Annotated in this window: 16 protein-coding genes and 2 tRNA genes; 14 read left to right on the plus strand and 4 right to left on the minus strand. The window is 66.2% G+C overall.

What is annotated here, in order from left to right; genetic code table 11:
* Positions 1-168: 168 nt before the first annotated feature.
* From ftsH to phoR, 10 genes are all read left to right on the plus strand, one after another.
* Entirely contained in the window at positions 169-2,070 is a 1,902-nt protein-coding gene (ftsH, locus tag DES47_RS03060) for an ATP-dependent zinc metalloprotease FtsH (RefSeq protein ID WP_133699169.1), read from the plus strand.
* A 73-nt stretch (positions 2,071-2,143) separates the two neighbouring features.
* Positions 2,144-3,019, plus strand: a complete 876-nt coding sequence (folP, locus tag DES47_RS03065) for a dihydropteroate synthase (RefSeq protein ID WP_133699170.1) — start codon at positions 2,144-2,146, stop codon at positions 3,017-3,019.
* Entirely contained in the window at positions 3,016-4,350 is a 1,335-nt protein-coding gene (glmM, locus tag DES47_RS03070) for a phosphoglucosamine mutase (protein ID WP_133699171.1), read from the plus strand. Before folP ends, glmM begins: the two co-directional genes overlap by 4 nt.
* Positions 4,351-4,786: 436 nt before the next feature.
* A complete protein-coding gene (pstS, locus tag DES47_RS03075) occupies positions 4,787-5,824 on the plus strand; it encodes a phosphate ABC transporter substrate-binding protein PstS (RefSeq protein ID WP_133699172.1) in 1,038 nt (345 codons plus the stop codon).
* 38 nt (positions 5,825-5,862) lie between these two features.
* Positions 5,863-6,918 carry a phosphate ABC transporter permease PstC gene (pstC, locus tag DES47_RS03080; RefSeq protein WP_133699173.1) on the plus strand — a complete coding sequence of 352 codons (1,056 nt, stop codon included), beginning with the start codon at positions 5,863-5,865 and terminating at the stop codon, positions 6,916-6,918.
* Positions 6,915-7,781: a phosphate ABC transporter permease PstA gene (pstA, locus tag DES47_RS03085; RefSeq protein WP_133699174.1), complete on the plus strand. Its 867-nt coding sequence runs from the start codon at positions 6,915-6,917 to the stop codon at positions 7,779-7,781. Before pstC ends, pstA begins: the two co-directional genes overlap by 4 nt.
* A gap of 19 nt (positions 7,782-7,800) precedes the next feature.
* Positions 7,801-8,586 carry a phosphate ABC transporter ATP-binding protein PstB gene (pstB, locus tag DES47_RS03090; RefSeq protein ID WP_133699175.1) on the plus strand — a complete coding sequence of 262 codons (786 nt, stop codon included), beginning with the start codon at positions 7,801-7,803 and terminating at the stop codon, positions 8,584-8,586.
* A 58-nt stretch (positions 8,587-8,644) separates the two neighbouring features.
* A complete protein-coding gene (gene phoU / locus DES47_RS03095) occupies positions 8,645-9,352 on the plus strand; it encodes a phosphate signaling complex protein PhoU (RefSeq protein ID WP_133699176.1) in 708 nt (235 codons plus the stop codon).
* Positions 9,353-9,383: 31 nt separating this feature from the next.
* Positions 9,384-10,085 carry a phosphate regulon transcriptional regulator PhoB gene (gene phoB / locus DES47_RS03100; RefSeq protein ID WP_133699177.1) on the plus strand — a complete coding sequence of 234 codons (702 nt, stop codon included), beginning with the start codon at positions 9,384-9,386 and terminating at the stop codon, positions 10,083-10,085.
* An 18-nt stretch (positions 10,086-10,103) separates the two neighbouring features.
* Positions 10,104-11,429 (plus strand): phosphate regulon sensor histidine kinase PhoR, encoded by a 1,326-nt coding sequence (gene phoR, locus DES47_RS03105; RefSeq protein ID WP_133699178.1) that lies wholly within the window; start codon positions 10,104-10,106, stop codon positions 11,427-11,429.
* An 18-nt stretch (positions 11,430-11,447) separates the two neighbouring features.
* Here the strand turns inward: phoR and DES47_RS03110 are convergent, their stop codons facing one another.
* From DES47_RS03110 to trxA, 4 genes are all read right to left on the minus strand, one after another.
* Positions 11,448-13,109, minus strand: coding sequence for a hypothetical protein (locus DES47_RS03110; protein ID WP_133699179.1), 1,662 nt, complete (start codon positions 13,107-13,109; stop codon positions 11,448-11,450).
* Positions 13,110-13,220: 111 nt separating this feature from the next.
* Positions 13,221-13,487 (minus strand): type B 50S ribosomal protein L31, encoded by a 267-nt coding sequence (locus tag DES47_RS03115; protein ID WP_133699180.1) that lies wholly within the window; start codon positions 13,485-13,487, stop codon positions 13,221-13,223.
* Between the two features lie 160 nt (positions 13,488-13,647).
* On the minus strand, positions 13,648-14,910 hold the full coding sequence (rho, locus tag DES47_RS03120; protein WP_133699181.1) for a transcription termination factor Rho: 1,263 nt from the start codon (positions 14,908-14,910) through the stop codon (positions 13,648-13,650).
* Between the two features lie 279 nt (positions 14,911-15,189).
* A complete protein-coding gene (trxA, locus tag DES47_RS03125; protein ID WP_133699182.1) occupies positions 15,190-15,519 on the minus strand; it encodes a thioredoxin TrxA in 330 nt (109 codons plus the stop codon).
* 104 nt (positions 15,520-15,623) lie between these two features.
* Here trxA and DES47_RS03130 point away from each other — a divergent pair, with 104 nt between their 5' ends.
* The 4 genes from DES47_RS03130 (at position 15,624) to DES47_RS03145 (ending at position 21,832) form a co-directional block, all read left to right on the plus strand.
* Positions 15,624-18,299: a PD-(D/E)XK nuclease family protein gene (locus DES47_RS03130; RefSeq protein ID WP_133699183.1), complete on the plus strand. Its 2,676-nt coding sequence runs from the start codon at positions 15,624-15,626 to the stop codon at positions 18,297-18,299.
* A 17-nt stretch (positions 18,300-18,316) separates the two neighbouring features.
* Complete coding sequence (locus DES47_RS03135; protein WP_166651824.1) at positions 18,317-21,592, plus strand: UvrD-helicase domain-containing protein; 3,276 nt, start codon at positions 18,317-18,319, stop codon at positions 21,590-21,592.
* Positions 21,593-21,639: 47 nt separating this feature from the next.
* Positions 21,640-21,716, plus strand: a tRNA-Pro gene (locus tag DES47_RS03140).
* 39 nt (positions 21,717-21,755) lie between these two features.
* Positions 21,756-21,832: transfer RNA gene (locus DES47_RS03145), tRNA-Arg, on the plus strand.
* Positions 21,833-21,870: the final 38 nt, after the last annotated feature.

Raw genomic sequence — 21,870 nt, forward strand, 5'->3', positions numbered from 1 at the left:
AATTGCGTTGCGCCAGGTCAATGTGCGCAATCTCCCCGGGGGCGCAGGGTCTTGGCCCGTGATTGCCCCTACTTGACTGCAATAGAATCAACCCCATATGTCGTGAACGGGCCGAAGTTGCGAGTCAACACGGGGCCCACCGGCAATTGACAGGAACAAGGAGTCGCGGTGAACAATCAATGGTTCTCGAAGGTAGCTGTTTGGCTGGTGATAGCACTGGTGCTATTCACCGTGTTCAAACAGTTCGATCGAGGCGCGACCACGGGTAACCAGATCGGTTACTCGGACTTCCTGGAAGAAGTCCGCGCCAAGCGTGTAAAGAGCGTGGTGATCCAGGAAGGCCCTGGCAATATCGAAATCCTCGCCGTGACGATCGACGACAAGAAGCTGCGCACGATTGGCAGCATCATTGATCGCGGCCTGACCGGCGATCTGCTGGCCAGCAATGTCAAGTTCGAGGTCAAGCCCCGCGAAGAGCCGTCGCTGCTGATGAACATCCTGATCAGCTGGGGGCCGATGATTCTGCTGATTGGCGTTTGGGTCTATTTCATGCGCCAGATGCAAGGCGGTGGCAAGGGCGGTGCTTTCAGCTTTGGCAAGTCCAAGGCACGCATGCTCGATGAAGCCAACAACACCACTACCTTCGCCGATGTCGCCGGTTGCGACGAGGCCAAGGAAGAGGTCAAGGAGCTGGTCGACTTCCTGAAGGACCCGCAGAAATTCCAGAAGCTCGGCGGCCGCATTCCCCGCGGCGTGCTGCTGGTCGGCCCTCCGGGCACCGGCAAGACCCTGCTGGCCAAGGCCATCGCCGGCGAGGCCAAGGTGCCTTTCTTCTCGATTTCGGGTTCCGACTTCGTTGAAATGTTCGTCGGCGTGGGCGCGGCCCGCGTGCGCGATATGTTCGAGCAGGCCAAGAAGAGCGCCCCCTGCATCATCTTCGTTGACGAAATCGACGCGGTCGGTCGTCATCGCGGTGCCGGTCTCGGCGGCGGCAATGACGAGCGCGAGCAGACCCTGAACCAGATGCTGGTCGAGATGGACGGCTTCGAGACCAATCTGGGCGTGATCGTGATGGCCGCGACCAACCGCCCGGACATCCTCGACCCGGCCCTTCTGCGCCCGGGCCGTTTCGATCGCCAGGTCTATGTGACCCTGCCGGATGTGCGTGGCCGCGAGCAGATCCTGAATGTGCATATGCGCAAGGTGCCGGTCGGGCAGGACATACGTGCCGACATCCTGGCCCGTGGCACGCCCGGTTTCTCAGGTGCTGATCTGGCCAATCTGGTCAATGAGGCCGCCCTGTTCGCCGCTCGCCGCAGTGGCCGCGTGGTCGAAATGGTCGACTTCGAGAAGGCCAAGGACAAGATCATGATGGGCCCCGAGCGCAAGTCCATGATCATGCCCGAGGAGGAGCGCAAGAACACCGCCTACCACGAGGCCGGTCACGCGCTGGTGGCCAAGCTGATGCCCAAGACCGACCCGGTTCACAAGGTCACGGTGATACCGCGCGGCCGCGCGCTGGGCGTGACGATGCAGCTGCCCGAGGGCGACCGCTACAGCCTGGACAAGGAGCGCATGCTCAGCACGATCTCGGTGCTGTTCGGCGGTCGTATCGCCGAAGAGGTGTTCATGCACCAGATGACCACCGGCGCCAGCAATGACTTTGAGCGCGCCACGGCGATTGCCCGTGACATGGTCACCCGCTACGGCATGACCGACGAGCTGGGCCCCATGGTCTATGCCGAGAACGAAGGTGAAGTGTTCCTGGGCCGCTCGGTGACCAAGACGACCAGCATGTCCGAAGAGACGATGCGCAAGGTCGACGCGGTGATACGCCGCATCATCGACGAGCAGTACACGATTGCCCGCAAGCACATCGAGGACAACCAGGACAAGATGCACGCGATGGCCAAGGCCCTGCTCGAATGGGAAACCATTGACGCTGACCAGATCGACGACATCATGGCCGGCAAGCCGCCGCGCACGCCCAAGGACTGGGTGGCGCCGCCCAACAAGCCGGACGGCACGCCGCCGGCCGTCACGGCTGGCAACGCACCCGCAGCAGCCTGATTGGCTGCCCGGACCACAACGGGGCTTAGGCCCCGTTTTTCGTTCCCTGATTGATTCATAGATTGAGTGCGCCATGTTCTGGCAGACCCGCAGATTCCGTCTAGACCTGAGCCGGCCCCGCGTGATGGGCATCGTCAATGTCACGCCCGACTCGTTCTCTGATGGCGGCCAATGGGCCGATTCGCACACTGCGCTGCGGCATTGCGAGCGACTGGTGGCCGAGGGTGCCGACATCCTGGACATTGGCGGCGAGTCCAGCCGACCGGGTGCGCAGCCGCTGTCGGTCGAGGATGAGCTGGCCCGCGTGCTGCCCGTGCTGCAAGGGGCGCTGAGCCTGGGCGTGCCGGTGTCGGTGGACACCTTCAAGCCCGAGGTGATGCGGGCGGCGCTGGACCTGGGCGTGGACATCGTCAATGACATCCACGCGCTGCAGCGGCCCGGCGCACTCGATGCGTTGGCCGCGCATGGCAGCGCCGGTCTGTGCCTGATGCATATGCGCGGCGAGCCCGGCACGATGCAGGCATTGCTGGACTACCAGGATGTGACGGCCGAGGTCGCTGCCTTTCTGGCCTCACGCGCCCAGGCGGCGCGGGACGCCGGCATCGCGGCCGAGCGCATCGTGCTCGATCCCGGCTTCGGCTTTGCCAAATCGCCTCAGCAGAACTTCCAGTTGCTGCGTGAACAAATGCAGCTTTGCGCGCTGGGCTATCCGCTGTTGGCGGGCTGGTCGCGCAAAGCGTCACTGGGCGCGGTGACAGGTCGGGCGGTGAGCGAACGTTTAGCAGGTAGCATTGCGGCCGCGCTGGCTGCGGTGGCACATGGCGCCAGCATTGTGCGGGTGCACGATGTGGCGCCCACGGTCGATGCGCTCAAGGTCTGGAGGGCCGCAGGCGCTCCAACCGGCCTGCCGACCCAGGACAAGAATTCAGACGAGGACAAGAACACATGACACGCAATTATTTCGGCACCGACGGCATTCGCGGCACCGTGGGCCAGGCGCCCATTACCCCGGACTTCATGCTGCGCCTGGGCCATGCCGTTGGCCGCGTGCTGCGCACCACGACGCCCGGTCGCCCCCGCGTGCTGATCGGCAAGGACACGCGTGTGTCCGGCTACATGATAGAGGCGGCGCTGGAGGCCGGTTTTGCCTCGGCCGGCGTTGATGTCTGGTTGACCGGCCCGCTGCCGACGCCCGGCGTCGCCTACCTGACCCGGGCGCTGCGCCAGGATCTGGGGGTGGTCATCAGCGCCTCGCACAACCCCTTTGCCGACAACGGCATCAAATTCTTCTCGGCCGCCGGCCAGAAGCTGCCCGACGCCTGGGAGATCGAGGTCGAGCGTGTGCTGGCCGAGCCACCGGTGTGGGTTGACTCCGCCAGCCTGGGCAAGGCCCGGCGTCTGGGAGATGCGCGTGGCCGCTACATCGAGTTCTGCAAGAGCTGCTTCGGCTCCGAGCTGTCGCTGCGCGGCCTGAAGCTGGTGATCGACGCGGCGCACGGCGCCGCCTACCACGTCGCCCCCGATGTGTTCCACGAGCTGGGCGCTGAGGTGATCTCGATCGGTGTCAGCCCGGACGGCTTCAATATCAATGCCGGTGTCGGCGCCACGGCCCCCGCTGCCCTGGTGGCCGCGGTCAAGGAGCACGGTGCCGATTACGGCATTGCGCTGGACGGCGACGCCGACCGCCTGCAGTTTGTCGATCGCGATGGCCGTCTGTTCAACGGCGACGAGTTGCTGTACCTGATGGTCGCCGACCGTCTGAACCACGGCCTGGCGGTGCCCGGTGCCGTCGGCACGCTGATGACCAATATGGCCGTGGAGCTGGCCCTGAAGGCCCGCGATGTGGACTTCGTGCGCGCCAAGGTCGGCGACCGCTATGTGCTGGAGGAGCTGATCGCCCGTGGCTGGCAACTGGGCGGCGAGGGCTCCGGCCATCTGCTGGCGCTGGACAAGCACACCACCGGCGACGGCATCGTCAGCGCGCTGCTGATCTTGCAGGCGATCTGCCGCAGCGGCCGCTCGATGGCCGAGCAGCTGCAAGACGTCAACCTGTTCCCGCAGACGCTGATCAATGTGCGCCTGCAGCCTGGCCAGGACTGGAAGAGCAATGCCCGTCTGGCCCAGGAGCAGGCCGAAGTCACGTCCGAGCTGGGCAACCGCGGCCGGGTGCTGATACGTGCCTCGGGCACCGAGCCGCTGCTGCGGGTGATGGTGGAGGCCAGCGACGCGGCAGTGGCCAAGCAGTCGGCCGAACGCCTGGCCGAGGCCATTCGCGCCTGATAGGTTTTCATCCGCTGAGCGCAAGCCTGGCTCCCGCCAGGCTTTTTTCTGCCTGAAGTGAAACTGATCGACTTGTCCGAGGGTGGCGATGCTTTGCGCTTCGCTGCCGTGGGGTGGCAGAGGGGGCGGGAGGCCGGCCACGACGGGCTGAAGCTTGGGCCGGCCCTGAACGGACCGACCTCCAGCTTCTTTATGCCCGCCGTGGCCGACCTCCCACCTCCTCTGCCGATGCGCTGGTGGCCGCCGACCCCGCGCGCTGCGCAGTGGAGCAACTGAAATGACTTTGTGACAACTCGGCGATGAATTGTGACAATGGTCGCTTCACTCTCATGTGGGTGCGAAAGGATATGTTTATGACAGGCTGTGTCACATCACTGTCATCAGCCGTCCCTACAGTGCAGGGCATTGCCAACCCCTACACCGCGACAGGTGAATCATGAAAATTGCCCAGATTTCTAGCGTTTTGATTCTCTCGGCCTCGATGACTCTGGCCGCCTCGGTGCAAGCCCAGGATGTCACCGGTGCCGGTGCGAGCTTCCCCGCCCCGGTTTATTCGAAGTGGGCCGATGCCTACAACAAGGCCACCGGTGCCCGCATCAACTACCAGTCGGTCGGGTCTGGCGCAGGCCTGAAGCAGATCCGTGCCAAGACGGTGGACTTCGGTGCCTCCGACATGCCGCTGACCGACGACGAACTGGCCAAGGACGGCCTGGTGCAGTTCCCCACCGTGATCGGTGGCGTGGTGCCCGTCGTCAATATCAAGGGCATCCAGCCCGGCCAGATCAAGTTGACCGGCCAGTTGCTGGGCGACATCTACCTGGGCAAGATCGCCAAGTGGAACGACCCGGCGCTGACCGCGCTGAACCCCGGTGTGCCGCTGCCCGACGAGGCGATCGCCGTGGTGCGCCGCGCCGACGGTTCGGGCACCAGCTTCATCTTCACCAACTACCTGTCCAAGGTGAATGCCGAGTGGAAGAGCAAGGTCGGCGAGGGCGCCGCAGTGAACTGGCCCACCGGTGCGGGCGGCAAGGGCAACGAGGGCGTGTCGGCCTTCGTGCAGCGCCTGCCCGGCGCCATCGGCTATGTCGAGTACGCCTACGCCAAGCAGAACAAGATGTCCCATGTGTTGATGAAGAACGCTGCGGGTGCCTTCGTCGGCCCGGATGACCTGAACTTCAAGGCCGCCGCTGCTGGCGCCGACTGGAACAAGTCCTTCTACCAGGTGCTGACCGAGCAGCCGGGCAAGGACAGCTGGCCCTTGACCGGCGCCACCTTCATCCTGATGCACAAGAACCAGGACAAGCCGGTCCAGGCCACCAATTCGCTGAAGTTCTTCGACTGGGCCTATGGCAATGGCGACAAGATGGCCGCTGACCTGGAGTACGTGACCCTGCCGGATAGCGTCAAGAACCTGGTGCGCAAGCAATGGGGCGAGATCAAGGACGGCGCCGGCAAGGCCGTGGCGTTCAAGTAATCGGATCCTATCGATGAGAGCAGGCAAACCGGACGCTGATGTCCGGTTTGCCATTTGACCGAGGACAGGCCGTGGCCGCAACTCTTCCCGCTTCACCTTTCCCCCAGGCGCAAGACAAGGCGCGCACCGAGCCCGTCGGCGAGCCACCGGTGCAGCGCAAGGCCTCGCCCTGGGCTGATATCGTGTTTTCGCTGCTCGCCCACGGTGCGGCCTGGCTGGTGCTCCTGCTCCTGCTGGGCATCATCGGCTCCTTGCTGGTCAGCGCGATGCCGGCGATACGCGAGTACGGCCTGAGCTTTCTGTGGCGCAGCGACTGGGATCCGGTGAAGAACCAGTACGGCGGCCTGGTGATGATTTACGGCACCTTGATGACCTCCATCATCGCGTTGCTGATCGCCGTGCCGGTGAGCTTCGGCATTGCCCTGTTCCTGACCGAGCTGTCTCCCGGCTGGCTGCGCCGGCCCTTGGGTATTGCGGTGGAACTGCTGGCCGCCGTGCCCTCCATCGTCTATGGGATGTGGGGCCTGCTGGTGTTCGGTCCCATCCTCGCCACCTATGTGCAGCAGCCGCTGCAAAAGCTTTTGCATGGGGTGCCTGTCCTCAGCCGCCTGGTCGAAGGCGCGCCGGTCGGCATAGGCATCTTCTCTGCCGGCGTGATCCTGGCCATCATGATCATTCCTTTCATCGCCGCGGTGATGCGCGATGTGTTCGAGACCACCCCGGCGATGCTGCGCGAATCGGCCTACGGGCTGGGTTCGACGACCTGGGAGGTGGTGTTCCGCGTGGTGCTGCCGTACACCAAGGCCGGCGTGATCGGCGCCATCATGCTGGGTCTGGGGCGGGCACTGGGCGAGACCATGGCCATCACCTTCGTGATCGGCAATATGAACCAGCTCGATTCGCCGTCGCTGTTTGCCGCGGCCAACAGCATCACCTCGGCGCTGGCCAATGAGTTTGCCGAGGCCGAGGAGGGCCTGCACCAGGCCTCGCTGATCTATCTGGGCTTGATTCTGTTCTTCATCACCTTCGTGGTGCTGGCACTGTCAAAGGTGCTGCTGTCGCAGCTGAAGAAGGGCGAGGGGAGCCGCACATGAGCATCAACTCATTGGATTCCGGCCGCATGGCCATGCACAGGCGCCGCAAGCGCATCAATGCGATCGCCTTGACGCTTTCGCTGGGCGCCATGGCCTTCGGCCTGTTCTGGCTGATCTGGATTCTGTTCGAGACCTTCCGGCTGGGTCTGGGTGGCCTGTCGCTGGCGTTGTTCACCGAGATGACCCCGCCACCGATGTCGGAGACCGGGGGGCTGGCGAATGCGATCTTCGGTTCGCTCACGATGGTGGCCCTGGCCACCTTCCTGGGCACGCCGATCGGCATCATGGCCGGCGTCTATCTGGCCGAGTATGGCCAGCGTACCTGGCTGGGCAGCACCACGCGCTTCATCAATGACATCCTGCTGTCGGCCCCCAGCATCGTTATCGGCCTGTTCATCTACGCGCTGGTGGTGGCCCGCTTCAAGGCCTTCTCCGGCTATGCCGGCATCCTGGCCCTGGCGCTGATCGTCATTCCGGTGGTGATACGCACGACCGAAACCATGCTGACCCTGATCCCCAATGCGATGCGCGAGGCCGCCTATGCGCTGGGCACGCCGAAGTGGCGGGTGATTTCCAACATCACGCTGAAGTCGGCACGTGCCGGTGTCGTGACCGGCATCCTGCTGGCCCTGGCGCGCATTGCCGGCGAAACCGCACCGCTGCTGTTCACCGCGCTGTCCAACCAGTTCTGGAGCATGGACCTGGGCCAGCCGATGGCCAGCCTGCCGGTGACGATCTTCAAATTCGCGATGAGCCCCTATGAGAACTGGCAGAAGTTGGCCTGGGCCGGGGTGTTCCTGATCACCATGGGCGTGCTGGCACTGAATATTGCCGCCCGCGTGATGTTCCGCAACAAGCATTGATTCAAGAAGAGGATCCAAGATGGATGCCCATGTGAACGCTCCCACGATCGTCGCGCCGAAGCTGTCGGTGCGGGACCTGAATTTCTATTACGGCAGCTTCCACGCGCTGAAGCACATCAACCTGGACATTCCCGAGAAGAAGGTCACCGCCTTCATCGGTCCGTCGGGCTGCGGCAAGTCCACCCTGCTGCGCTGCTTCAACCGCATGTTCGCGCTCTATCCGGAGCAGCGCGCGGAAGGTCAGATCCTGCTCGACGGCGAGAACATCCTGCAGAGCAAGCTGGATGTGAGCCTGATACGGGCCAAGGTCGGCATGGTGTTCCAGAAGCCGACGCCGTTCCCGATGTCGATCTACGACAACATCGCCTTCGGCGTGAAGCTGTTCGAGACCTTGCCGCGCGTGGAGATGGACGAGCGCGTCGAATGGGCCTTGAAGAAGGCGGCTCTGTGGACCGAGGTCAAGGACAAGCTCAACCAGAGCGGCGCGAGCCTCTCCGGCGGCCAGCAGCAGCGCCTGTGCATCGCGCGCGGCATTGCCATCAAGCCCGAGGTCCTGCTGCTTGATGAGCCCTGCTCGGCGCTGGACCCGATCTCGACCGGCAAGATCGAGGAGCTGATCCACGAGTTGAAGAGCGACTACACGGTGCTGATCGTCACGCACAACATGCAGCAGGCGGCGCGTTGCTCGGACTTCACCGCCTATATGTACCTGGGCGACCTGATCGAGTTCGGGCCGACGTCGGATCTGTTCATGAAACCCAAAAAGAAGGACACCGAGGACTACATCACCGGACGCTTCGGTTGAGGCGCCCGCGACCTGCCATCCTCACGGTATCCAATAAACCCTCAACGGGAGCAACCACATGGTAGACAAGCATCTTTCCACCCAATTCGACGCCGAGCTGAGCGGCATCTCCACCCGCGTGCTCGAGATGGGCGGCCTGGTGGAGTCTCAGGTCGTTCAGGCCATTGCCTCCTTGACGCAGTTCAATGGCGATCTGGCCAGCACCGTGCTGAAGGTCGAGGAGCAGGTCAATGCGATGGAGATGGAGATCGATCGCGACCTTTCAAGCATCATCGCCCGCCGCCAGCCCACGGCCCGCGACCTGCGCCTGCTGATCGCGATCTCAAAGGCCATTGCCAACCTTGAGCGTGTCGGTGACGAGGCTGCCCGTGTGGCTCGCACCGTGCAGCGACTGATGAACTCCGGCGTCTCCAGCCGGCTGCGTCTGCCGATGGCCGATCTGGCCTTCGAGGCCGATCTGGCCACCGCCCAGCTGCGCAAGGCGCTGGACGCCTTCGCCCGCCTCGATGTCGAGCGCGCGCTGGAGGTGCTCAAGCAGGACGACCAGATCGACAAGGAGTTCGATGGCCTGATGCGCAAGCTCATCACCTACATGATGGAAGACCCGCGCACCATCTCCAGCAGCATTGACATGATCTTCGTGGCCAAGGCGATCGAGCGTGTGGGCGACCACGCGAAGAACCTGGCCGAGGTCATCATCTACGTGGTCAAGGGCACCGATGTGCGTCACAACACGCCTGAGGCGGTTGAGACGATGGTGCGCTGATCCCTACAACCCTATCCCTGGAGTTCAACGCATGAGTCGCGTTCTAGTGGTTGAAGACGAATCGGCGATCGCCGAGCTGATTTCCATCAATCTTCGCCACGCCGGTTTCGAGGTCACCATCGCGGCCACGGCCGATCAGGCGCAGTTCGAGGTGGACCGTGTGCTGCCCGAACTGGTGGTGCTGGACTGGATGCTGCCCGGCCAGTCCGGCCTGGCGCTGGCGCGTCAATGGCGCGGCCAGGCCCGCACCCGCGACCTGCCCATCATCATGCTCACCGCCCGCGCGGAGGAAACCGACAAGGTGTCGGGTCTTGATGCCGGCGCCGATGACTATCTGACCAAGCCCTTTTCGACCAACGAGTTGCTGGCACGCATCCGTGCGGTGCTGCGCCGCAAGGCGCCCGAGGCGCTGGATTCGCTGGTCGAGGTCGGCGGCCTGAGCCTGGACCCGGGCACGCGCCGCGTGACCCGAGACGGTGTCGAGGTCAAGCTGGGCCCGACCGAGTTCCGCCTGCTGCATTTCTTCATGACCCATCCGGAACGTGTGCACAGCCGCTCGCAGCTGCTGGACCGCGTCTGGGGCGACCATGTCTTCATCGAGGAGCGTACGGTCGATGTACACGTCAAACGCCTGCGCGGTGCGCTGGAGCCGGCGCTTTGCCACCGCATGATTGAGACCGTGCGCGGCGCGGGCTATCGCCTGACCCAGCACGTCAGCGCCACGGCCGAATAAACCCCGCGGAAATCACTTGTGAGCTGGTTCGCATCGCGTCTGTTTTTGGCGGCGTTTGCCGTGGCCCTCGGTGGCGTGTTCGGCATGTGGGCCGGCACGCTGTTCAAGATTCCCTTGCTCAGCGCCGTGATCGGTGCGGCCATCAGCGTGGGGGTACTGGTGTTGCTCGACGGGGTTCGCGGCCATCGCCTGATCCAGTGGCTCAAGGGCTCGCAGCAGGAGGGCGCACCCCGCGATGCGGGGCTGTGGGGTGAGCTGGCCTACCGTGTCGAGCGCCTGGTGCGTGACCGCGACAAGATCATTGCCCGCGAACGCCTGCAGCTGGAGCAATTTCTGTCGGCCATCGAGGCCTCGCCCAATGGCGTGCTGCTGCTGGACGCGCAGGAGCACATCATCTGGTGCAACAAGGTCGGGGCCGACCACTTCTCGCTCGATCCGCTGCGCGACCGTCAGCAGCGCATCACCAATCTTGTGCGCTTCCCGGCCTTTGTCGCCCATCTGCAGTCCGGGCGCGATGACGACACCCTGCTGCTGAGCAATGCGCGGGGGCCGGGCACGCTGTCGGTGGTGTTGCGCAGCTTCGGCGAGGGCATGCGCCTGGTGCTGTCGCAGGACGTCACCGAGCGCGAGCGCTCCGAGGCGATGCGACGCGACTTCGTGGCCAATGTCTCGCACGAGATTCGCACCCCGCTGACGGTGCTGGCCGGCTTCATCGAGACCATGGACTCGCTGCCGCTGACCGAGGTCGAGCGCAAGCGCGTGCTGCACCTGATGACACAGCAGACGCAGCGCATGCAGAGCCTGGTCAGCGACCTGCTGACCTTGGCGCAGCTGGAGGGCAGCCCGCGGCCCGGCGCCGACACCTGGGTTTCCGTCGATGCGCTGCTCAAGCGGGTGGCCGCGGATGGCCAGGCGCTGTCGGCCGGTCGGCATGAGATCAAGCTCTGGCAAGCCACGCCTGCGCAGCTGGCCGGGCAGGAGTCCGAGTTGTTCAGTGCCATGGCCAATCTGGTCAACAATGCGGTGCGCTACACGCCGGAGGGTGGGCGTATCGACATCGCCTGGGTTGTGCAGGCCGATGGGTCGGGCGAACTCAGTGTCGCCGACTCCGGGCTGGGCATCTCACGCGAACACATTCCCCGCCTCACCGAGCGCTTCTACCGGGTAGATGGCAGCCGCTCGCGCGAGACCGGCGGCACCGGCCTGGGCCTGTCCATCGTCAAACACGTGGTGCAGCGCCATGGCGGTGCGCTGGACATCCAGAGCGAGCCCGGCAAGGGCTCGCGATTCAGGTTGTTGTTTCCGGCCGCCCGGGTGCGTGAACCGGTGCTGGAAGCGGCCTGAACCTCACACCCGCCCGCACTACAGCCGTTTGTACAGCAGGGTGTAGGCCTGCTTGTCGCTGGGCCTGCGCAGCTGGGCGACCAGGTGCCAGCCGGCCAGGGCGGGCACGGCCGGCCCAATGCTCTGCTGCACCAGATAGTCGCAGCGGCTGGCGGCCAGTGGCGTCACGCCATCGATATGCCAGGACCAGTTGCTCTGCAGCTCCATGGCGGCCAGATGCGATAGCGCCACGCCGGGCGCCGCCAGGCAGTTGATCTGCGCCGGCAACTGAGCCTGCAGACGTTCCATCAGCGGCCGGTTGCTGCGCACATAGTCCAGCAGCGGCAGCCAGAGCGTCATCAGCAAGAGCCAGCACAGGGCCACGCCGCCGGCCGGCAGCACCAGGCTCTTCCACAGCGCATGTTGATGCTTGGCGGTGCGCCAGCGCACCAGCCACATCCAGGCCAGGGTGGCGGCCGTGGCAAAGACCAGGGCCACCGCACCGAACTGCGGCTCGAAGCCTTCATACAGCCGCTTCAGACCACGCAGCGCCCAGGCCGGGCTGCCGGTGTGCATGCCGCTGTAGTACAGCCAGCCGATCAGCGCACAGGCCGAGAAGAAGAACACCGAGAACCAGTCCACGGCCGCGGCCACGCTGCGGCGCAAGGTGGGCAGGGCAAAGGCGGCGAGTACGGCCAGCGGGGGCAGGGCCAGCAGCAGTGCGCGGTCCGAACCGTCCATCATCAGGCTGGTGGCAAAGCCGACCGCCACACACATCGCCGGCACGAGGATGTGGCGGCGCTGCCAATAGGTGCGCCAGCGCCACAGCGTCCAGGCCGCCAGCGGCCAGGCCGGCCAGGCGAACCAGGCCGTCATCGTGAGCATCTGCTGGGCCAGATCCAGCGCCGACACGGGAGCTGCCACGCGCCAGCGCCAGGCACCGGTGCCCCAGGCCGCCAGGGCCGCGAGTGCCGAGGCCGCCAGCAGCCAGACCACCAGGCGGTGCACCTCGTCATAGCTGGAACGAAAGCAGATCAAGGCGCCCAGCAAGCCGAGCGCTACGGCCACGGCCGGCGCGCCGCTGGCGGCCAGCACCGGCAGGGCCAGCAGCACCGCCAGGCGGGCCTTGCGCGGCTTGAACGGGGCGGCGGCGATGCCATAGAGCAGCAGGGTGGCGGCCAGTAGCTGGGCCAGCTCGGGCGTCGTCTCATGGCCCAGCTGCAGCAGGCCCAGGCTGGCGATCAGGGCCAGGAGCGAGCCATCGGCCAGCGCGCGTGCATAGTCGATCGCATGGGCCTCGCCGCCGAAGGCGAAGGCGACCGGCTGGGCGGCGTCGGTGCGGGCCAGGTGAAAGCTGCTGTACCAGGTCAGCATCAGCACGCCGACCAGGGCCAGGCCGAAGGGCAGGCGGGCGGCAAAGGCGGCATCGGCAAAGGGCAGGGCCTTGATGAACAGCGCACCGACCCAGTAGGGCAGCAGCGCGCCTTCGGCCGGGATGCCGGCAATCGTCGGGTGCCACCAGGACGCCAGGCCCTTGGCGATGCTGGCCATATAGCCGAAGGCGGTGACGTCGGCATTGCGCCAGGGCGCGCGTCCGAACAGGCCGGGCAGCACATAGGCCGCGCAAAACAGGATCAGGGCCAGGCGCGGCAGCCGCGTGGCACTGCGCTCGGTGGCGATGGCAGGGGTTGGGAGGTTCACGCAGTCGGCTTGTGGGCTGTGGTTCTTGTCAGTGCGGGATCATGCCGCAAAGAGGGGCAGAAACGAAAAAAGGCAGCCTGAGCTGCCTTCTTGGTACAAGTCCTGCCAGTCTTACTTCTTGACGGCGGCGCCGATGCGCGTGAACTTGTTGCGGAACTTCTCGACGCGACCACCCAGCGAGTCGATGCTCTTCTGCGTGCCGGTGTAGAACGGATGCGATTCGCTGGTGGTTTCCAGCTTGAACAACGGCAGTTCGCGGCCGTCTTCCATCTTCACCATTTCTTTGGTCTGTGCGCAGGAACGCGTCACAAACTTGAAACCGTTGGACAGGTCCACGAAGCAGATTTCGCGGTAGTTGGGGTGAATGCCGTCTTTCATGGGGAGCCTCTCGCTTGTTTCGCGCTGACGTGCCGGGAGCCTTGCCGCACCATGCGACGCACTTTCCGACAGCGGAAAAACGCGGATTATATACTGTTTTTTGGCGTCCGAACCGGCGCGCCGCTGGTGCGCGGATTACGCGCACCTGGAGCCACCAAAATCAACCGCCTCTTCGCATCATGTCGAAGAAATCGATATTGCTCTTGGTGGACTTCATCTTGTCGAGCACGAACTCCATCGCCTCGATCTCGTCCATCGGGTACAGCAGCTTGCGCAGAATCCAGGTCTTTTGCAGGATCTCGGGCTTCAGCAGCAGTTCTTCGCGGCGTGTGCCCGACTTGTTGATCAGGATGGACGGATAGACGCGCTTCTCGGCCATGCGACGGTCCAGATGGATTTCGCAGTTGCCGGTGCCCTTGAACTCTTCGTAGATCACCTCGTCCATGCGGCTGCCGGTGTCGATCAGCGCCGTGCCGATGATGGTCAGCGAACCGCCTTCTTCAACGTTACGTGCCGCGCCGAAGAAGCGCTTGGGGCGCTGCAGCGCATTGGCGTCCACACCACCGGTCAGCACCTTGCCCGACGAGGGCAGCACATTGTTGTAGGCGCGGGCCAGACGGGTGATCGAGTCCAGCAGGATGACCACGTCGCGCTTCAGCTCGACGAGGCGCTTGGCCCGCTCGATCACCATCTCGGCGACCTGCACGTGGCGGGCAGCCGGTTCGTCGAAGGTCGAGCTGATGACCTCGCCACGCACGGTGCGCAGCATTTCCGTCACTTCCTCGGGCCGCTCATCGACGAGCAGCACGATCAGGTAGACCTCGGGATGGTTGGCAACGATGGCATGGGCCAGCTGCTGCATCATCACCGTCTTGCCGGTCTTGGGCTGGGCGACGAGCAGGGCGCGCTGGCCCTTGCCGATGGGCGCCACCAGATCGATGATGCGGCCGGTGATGTTCTCGTCGCTCTTGATGTCGCGCTCGAGCTTGAACTGCTCCTTGGGGAACAAGGGCGTCAAGTTCTCGAACATGATCTTGTTCTTGCTCTCCTCGGGCGTCAGCTCGTTGACGCGGTCCACCTTGACCAGGGCGAAGTAGCGTTCGCCGTCCTTGGGCACGCGCACCTCGCCCTCGACCATGTCGCCGGTGTGCAGATTGAAGCGGCGGATCTGGCTGGGGCTCAGATAGATGTCGTCGGTCGAGGCCATATAGCTGGCGTCGGGCGAGCGCAGGAAGCCAAAGCCGTCAGGCAGCACCTCCAGCACGCCGTCGCCGAACACCTGCTCCCCGCCTTTGGCGCGCTTTTTCATGATCGCAAACATCAGCTCCTGCTTGCGCAGTCGAGCGACGTTGTCGATCTCCAGTGCCTCGCCCATCTTGATGAGCTCGGAAACGTGGAGCGCTTTTAGTTCTGAAAGATGCATGGGTTAACACCCTGTAGGTCGTCGAAGTCCCTGCCAAGGGTCTTCAACGGAAAACATCGGCTGCGACTCGCGGCTCGGCGGAATTGCCGGCTGCGAGGGCTCGCGAACGTCACAAAGGCCGATCAAGCGCAAGGCTTGCGAACGATGAACTGAAAAACGTTGGAGCTTTAGGCCGAGTCCACGCGCCGAAATCGGGCGTGGTGGCAGAACTTTGCTGGGCCGCCAGGGCCGGCCGATCGTCTGGATCGTCTGCGGCAGCCCGAGCGGCTTTGGAAGTGATTATAGATGCGCGTCGACGAAGGCCGTCAACTGGGCTTTCGAGAGGGCGCCAACCTTGGTCGCGGCGAGCTGGCCGCCCTTGAACAGCATCAGGGTCGGAATGCCGCGAATACCGAACTTGGCGGGCACATCGCGGTTCTCGTCCACATTCATCTTGGTGATCTGCAGACGGCCGTCGTAGTCCTTGGACAGCTCATCCAGGATAGGGGCAATCATCTTGCAGGGGCCGCACCATTCGGCCCAGTAGTCGACGAGCACGGGCTTGTCGGCCTGGAGCACGTCCGCGTCGAACGACGCGTCGGAGATGTGTTTGATCAGTTCGCTGCTCATTGAATTAGTCCTCTCGGTGGCCGACCATCGGCCATACATCAAGGCACAATGATTCTGACACAAAGCCCACGCCCCTGTCGGGCGTGCGGGCCAAGACAGCGAAGATGCCACAACTCCCCCTCGATACCGACCACACGGCGGTCCTGATCTGGTCGCGCATCGCGGCCATCTCCAGCGACTGGATGGCCAGGCTGGAACTGGCGCCTCGCGACTGCGTCGTGCTGCTGCCCTTTGCCCAACATCTGCCGCTGGCGCGCCGCGCCTGGATGGCCCAGGGCGGCTGGCCGCCGCGGCTGGAGACCACGCGCACCCTGGCCGAGAGCCTGGCCCCGGAGCTGCCACCCGAGGGGGGCGACATCAGCTTCGATGTGGCTACCGATCAGCTCAGTGCGGCCGACCTGCTGGGCAGCCAGGCCTGGGCGCGGGACTGGAAACGGCGCGATCCCCGGGGTTTTCAGCTGGCAGTGTCGCGTGTCGTAGCGACGGCACACCTGTGGGCGCGGGCGGCGGCGCAGCAATCGCCGGAGCTCAGGGCGGCCTATTGGGAACAGGCACGCGCGGCGCTGGCCGCCGGCGGCCCCGGCGAGATGGAGCGGAGTCTGGCCCGGTTGGCACTGGAGTGGGCTGCGGCCACCGCGTCCAGCCCGGTGACGGATGCCCTGTTCGCGATGCCGGTGCCAGGCCTGGTGCTGGTCCAGGCGGGTGGGGCCGATCCGCTGGGCGAGGCCGTGGCAGCGGTGCTGGAGGCCCGCGGCGGCCAGGTCTTGCGGCTGGACACCGATCTGCGGCTGGACTCGCTGTTCGACCAGCATCCGCCGCTGGGCACACTGGAGCTGGCCCTGTGCAGCGACTTCGAGGACGAGGCCCAGTGCACAGCGGCTGCCGTGCTGGCCCACGTCAATGCCGGCCGGGTGCCGGTGGCGCTGATTGCCCAGGACCGTCTGCTGCTGCGCCGCGTGCGCGCCCTGCTGGAGCGCGGCGGCGTGGCCTTGGCCGACGAAACCGGCTGGACGCTGTCCACGCTGCCGGCGGCCGCCCAGCTGATGGCCCTGCTGCGCGCCGCAGGCGGCCATGCCACCCTGGACGACTGGCTGGACTGGCTGAAGAGCGACATCGCACGGCGCCTCGATGGCGACAGCACCTACGCCAGCCTGCAGCAGCTCGAATCCAAGTGCCGCAGCCAGGGCTGGACCCGGGCGGCCTCGGTACGGCCCGAGCAACTGAGCGAGGGCGCGGCGCGGTTGTGGCAGCGTGCCCGGCAGGTGCTGCAGCCCTTGCAGGGCGGAGCCAAACGCAGCCTGGGCGCCTGGCTGGAGAGCCTGCGGGACGTGCTGCAGCAGGCCGAGGCCTGGGCCGAGTTGCAGTCGGCGCCATCAGGCCCGCAGCTGATTGCCGCGCTGAGCCTGCAGCAACTTGCCTGGCCCGGTTCGGCGCGCGATGCCGTGCAGCGCGGCAGCCAGCTGAGCCCGGCCGAATTCGTCGCCTGGGTGGACCAATGCCTGGAGGCGCAGCAATTCGTGCCCCAGCCCGGCGAGGCCCTGCCTCAGGTCCACATCACACCGCTGGTGCGGGCGATTTTGCGGCCCTTTGCCGCCGTAGTGCTGCCCGGCGCCGATGCGCAGACCCTGGGCGCAGCGGGCGCTGGCGCTTCGCTGACCGGCGAAGCGGTGGCTGAGGCGCTGGGCCTGCCCACTCAGGCGCAGCGGCGCGACGCCCAGACGGCAGCCTTTGCCCAGCTGATGCGCGCCCCGGCGCTGACCCTGCTGCGGCGCTTGGCCAATGGTTCGGAGCCGCTGTCGGCAAGCCCCCTGCTGGAGCGTCTGCAGCAGGCGCTGGAAGCGGCAGGCCATGCACCTGTCCAGCCCTGGCAGGACGCCCGGGTGCCCACCAACGTGGCGCTGCGGCCTCAAGCGCGCGCCTCGGCCCAGGCCTCGGGCCGTCTGCCGCGGGCGCTCAGCGCCAGCGCGGTCGAGTCGCTGCGCGGCTGCCCTTATCAATTCTTCAGCCGCGTGCTCCTGGGCCTGCGCGAGACCGACGAACTGGGCGACGAGGTCGACAAGCGCGACTACGGCACCTGGTTGCATGGCGTGCTGTATGACTTTCACCGCTGGCGCGTCGAGCAGCCCGGCAGCGACGAAGTCGCGCTGATGCAGCAGGCCGCCACGGCGCAGAGCGCGGCGCTGGGCCTGGACGCTGCCGCCTTTCTGCCGTTCGAGGCCAGCTTCCAGCGCTTTGTGCCGCGCTATCTGGACTGGCTGCGCGGCCACGAGGCCGAGGGCGCGATGTGGGCGGCCGGCGAGCTGGACCGGGAGGTCCATCCCGCAGCCTGGCAGGATGGCGTGCTGGCTGAAATCAAGCTGCGCGGCCGGCTGGATCGTATCGACCTGCTCAGCGGCAAGCGGGGCCTGGAACTGCTGCTGGTGGACTACAAGACCGGCGGGGCGGCGGGCCTGAAGGACAGGGTGTCCGACCCGCTGGAAGACACCCAGCTGGCCGTCTATGCCGCGCTGATGGACGCCCAACCGCTGGACGGCGTGGACCCCGATAGACCGATGCGTGCAATCTACCTGGCGTTGGACGATGCCCAGCGCATTGAGCGGGTCGAGCATGAAGACCCGCAGGCCTCGGCGCAGCAGATGCTGCAGGGCCTGGGCCAGGACCTGCTGGCCATCCACGGCGGCCAGCGCCTGCCGGCGCTCGGCGAGGGGGCGATCTGCGAGCACTGCGAGATGCGCGGCCTGTGCCGGCGCGACGATTGGTCTGCACAGGAACACGCTTGAGCATGGATGAAGGATCGATGAATGCTTCAGGGCCGGCCTACCGGCTGGATGGTGCGCTGGTGGCGCGCGAGCGCTTCTACCGCGTGGCCTGCGACCCGGCGCGCAGCGTCGTCGTCGAGGCCTGCGCCGGCGCCGGCAAGACCTGGATGCTGGTGTCGCGCATCCTGCGCGCGCTGCTGGACGGTGCCGCGCCGCAGGAGATCGTCGCCATCACCTTCACCCGCAAGGCCGCCGGCGAGATGCGCGACCGGCTGAGCGACTGGCTGCGCGAGTTCAGCCGCGCCCACAGCACGCCCGAGGCGCGGATTCAGGCGCTGGTGGACCGAGGCATGAGCGCTGAGCAGGCCGCTCAGGGCCAGGTCTTGCTGGGCGACCTTCATGCCAAGCTGCTGATCGGCGGCCGTGCGGTCGAGATCCGCACCTTTCACGCCTGGTTCTCGCAACTGCTGCGCGCCGCGCCGATGGAACTGCTGCAGGCACAGGGCTTGTCGCCCGAGCTGCAGCTGGTCGAGGACGAGACCGATCTGATGCCCGAGCTGTGGCTGCGCTTCCACGGTCAGGTACTGGACGATGCAGAACTGTTGGCCGACTACCAGGCCTTGGTGGCGGCGCGGGGCCGCAGCACGGTGACGCGCTGGCTGGAGTCGGCCTTCTCCAAGCGCGTCGAGCTGCGCCTGGCCGATTCGGTGCTGGAGGACAGCATGCCTGGTGCCGACAGCGTTGATGCCGCATTTGCAGGCCTGGCACACCCTGTGCAGGCCCTGCGTCTGCCGGCCTGGACGCGGCCGCTGACGGCCCTGGCCCAGGTCCTCGGCGCGACCAAGGGCGTCACCCCGCAGAAGGCCGGCAGCGCACTGGAGCAGGCGCTGAGCCTGGCCGACGACCGCGCCGCCTTCGACGCCGCGCGGCTGGCCCTGTTCACCGCCACCGGCACGCCGCGCAAGAATCTGGGCGACAGCTCTCTGCTGGACGAGGGCCTTGAGCGGCTCACCCTGCTGGCCGCGGCGATCGCCCAGCACGAGGCACGGTGCGAACATCTGCAGCTGGTGGGCCTGTCCCGCGTGCTCTTGAGCGAGTACGAGGCGCTGAAATCGTCGCGTGGCCTGGTCGACATGAACGATCTGGAGCGTGGCGCGCTCGCCCTGCTGGCCGACGCTGATCTGTCCGGCTGGGTGCAGGAGCGGCTGGATGCCCGCGTGCGCCATGTGCTGATCGACGAATTCCAGGACACCAGCCCGCTGCAGTGGCACGCGCTGTACGCCTGGCTGTCGTCCTACAGTGGCGCCGGTGGTGGCTTCAGCGGGCAGAAGCCGCCGGCGGTGTTCATCGTCGGTGACCCGAAGCAGAGCATCTACCGCTTCCGCCGCGCCGAGCCGCGGGTGTTCGCGGCGGCGCGTGAGTTCGTCGTCCAGGGCCTGGGCGGTGCGGTGCTGGAGTGCGACCACACGCGGCGCAATGCGCTGCCGGTGCTGGCGACCGTCAACAGCGTGTTCGAGGCGGCGGGCGAGCAGGGCGCCTATCTGGGCTTTCGCAGCCACACGACCGAGGTCGGCACGCCTGCGGCGCTGGACGGCCTGTTCGTGCTGGCCGATGCGGACGAGGCCTCGTCAGCAGCGACCAAGGACGCTACCGGCTGGCGCCCCAGCCTGACCGAGGCGCGCCACGAGCTGGAGGAGCACCGCCGCGCGGCGGAGGCGCGCAACATCGCTACGGCCATACAGACGCTTGTGGGGCAGGGCGTGTCGCCCGGCGAGATCTTCGTGCTGGCGCGCAAGCGCGAACCGCTGCGTGTGCTCGCCCAGGCCCTGAAAGCGCTGGAGCTGCCCCATGCTGCGCCCGAGGACACTGCGCTGCTGGACGCGCCCGATGTGCGCGACCTGCTGGCCCTGCTGGATGTGCTGGCCTCGCCAGGCCATGCCTTGTCACTGGCCCATGCGCTGCGCAGTCCGCTGCTCGGTGCCAGCGAGGCCGATCTGCTGAGCCTGGCCGACATCGCCCGCGCCCGGCCCTGCTCCTGGTGGTCGGCGCTGATGACAGTCGATGCCGAGGCCAGCCCAGCTCTGCAGCGCGCCAAGACCCTGCTGCAGCGCTGGTCCCGGCTGGCCGGCCGCGTGCCGCCGCATGACCTGCTGGACCGCATCGTGTTCGAGGGCGATCTGACGGCCCGCCTGGCCGCCGCCGTGCCGCCCAGCGAACGGCGCCAGCGCCTGGCTGCCGTCGATGCGCTACTGGCCCTGGTGCTGGATCTTGACGGTGGCCGCTATGCCAGCGTCTACAGCCTGGTGCGGGCGCTGAAGAAGCGGGCGCTGAAACTGTCCTGGCCCAGCGAGCCCGATGCCGTGCAGCTGCTGACCGTCCATGGCGCCAAGGGCCTGGAGGCGAGGGTGGTGTTCCTGATGGACACCGATGCCGCGCCAACGCGCGCCGAATCGGCCACCTTGGCCGTTGACTGGCCGGTGCATGCCGCCGCGCCGGCCCGCGTGGCCTTTCTGGCCTCCGAATCACGCTGCCCGCCGGCCCTGCTGCCCCTGCTCGAGGACGAGCGCCAGCAGCGCGCCCGCGAGGAGCTCAACGCGCTCTACGTGGCGATGACACGGGCGCGCAGCTGCCTGGTGATCAGCCGCACGCCGCCGCGCCGGGCGCACGCCGGCACCGGCAACTGGTGGGCGCGGCTGAGCCCGCTGGCCACACCCTGGCCCGAGGCCCGGCAGGAGACCGCACAGGCCAGGGCTGTCGCTCAGTGCACCTTGCTGAGCCTGCCGGCCCTGGCCGTGCCGCCGACCCTGCGTGCAGAGGCCGCCCCCGAGGATCAGGCCCTGGTGCCGGTGGCCGACACGGCAGCCATCGGCGAGGCCCTGCACCGCGCGCTTGAATGGGCCAGTGGCCCTGCCGTCCGGCCGTTTGCCGAGCTGGTGGCCGCGGCCGGCCGCAGCTTCGACCTGTCGGCCAAGCAGCAGCAGTCGCTGGAGCGGGCCGCCGAGGCGATCTGGCGCAGCCCGGACTGCGCGCCGTTCTTCGATACCGCAAGCCTGAGCTGGGCCGGCAACGAGGTGGCGATCAATTTCCAGGGTCAGGACTTGCGCATCGACCGCCTGGTCTGCCGCATCGAGCAGGGCCGCAAGACCTGGTGGGTGCTGGACTACAAGCTGCATCCGGCGCCCGAGCGCGATGCCGGTTATCGCGCGCAGCTGGCGCGCTACCGCGAGGCGATAGGTCAGCTGCAGCCGGGCGATGGGGTGCGCTGCGCCTTCATCACCGGCCAGGGTCGGCTGCTTGAATTGGAAGAAATCTGACGCTGTTGCCCGGAGGCCTGTCAAAGCCGGGCTACAATGCAAGGCTTCGGGGTGTAGCGCAGTCTGGTAGCGCATCTGGTTTGGGACCAGAGGGTCGGGAGTTCGAATCTCTCCACCCCGACCATCAAAATTTCTTCCTTCCGTTCTTCCTTCTTCTTTGCCTCTGCCCGTAGCTCAACTGGATAGAGCAGCTGCCTTCTAAGCAGCAGGTCGGGGGTTCGAGTCCCTCCGGGCAGGCCAGCATTCTTCAATGCTTGGGCCGGCGGGAATCCACCACA

Source organism: Roseateles toxinivorans (assembly GCF_004362525.1).
In the GTDB taxonomy this organism is placed as follows: Bacteria; Pseudomonadota; Gammaproteobacteria; order Burkholderiales; family Burkholderiaceae_C; genus Paucibacter; species Paucibacter toxinivorans.